The 438-nt window shown below is 71.7% G+C and carries 1 protein-coding gene; it reads left to right on the top strand.

The annotated features are described in order from the left end of the window. The coding region (locus J5M67_RS28750) for an AMP-binding protein (protein WP_207888719.1) at nt 1-438 on the top strand (438 nt) is incomplete at both ends.

Consider the following 438-nt stretch of genomic DNA (forward strand, 5'->3'; position numbering starts at 1 on the left):
GTTCGAAGCCCAGGTATCGCGAACGCCGGAAGCGGCGGCGGTGATCTGCGGCGACGAGACGCTGAGCTATACGGACCTCGACGCGCGTGCGAATCGCCTCGCGCACTACCTGCGCGGACAAGGCGTCGGGCCGGACACGCGCGTGGGGCTGGCGCTCGGGCGCGGCGTCGAGATGATGACGGGATTGTTGGCGATCCTGAAGGCGGGCGGCGCATATGTGCCGCTGGACCCGGGCTATGCATCGGAGCGCTTGCGCGCGATCCTGGACGACAGCCGGCCGGCGATCGTGCTGGCGGACGCGGCGGGGCGCACGGCGCTGGATGCGCTGGCCGGTGCGCCGCCGATTGCGGACCTGCACGCGGATGCGTCGCGCTGGAGCGCGTTGCCTTCGACGCCGCCGCGTGTCGAAGGCCTGACGCCGCGCCACCTTGCCTATGT

This window comes from Pseudomonas sp. 30_B, from assembly GCF_017491605.1.
GTDB lineage: Bacteria > Pseudomonadota > Gammaproteobacteria > Pseudomonadales > Pseudomonadaceae > Pseudomonas.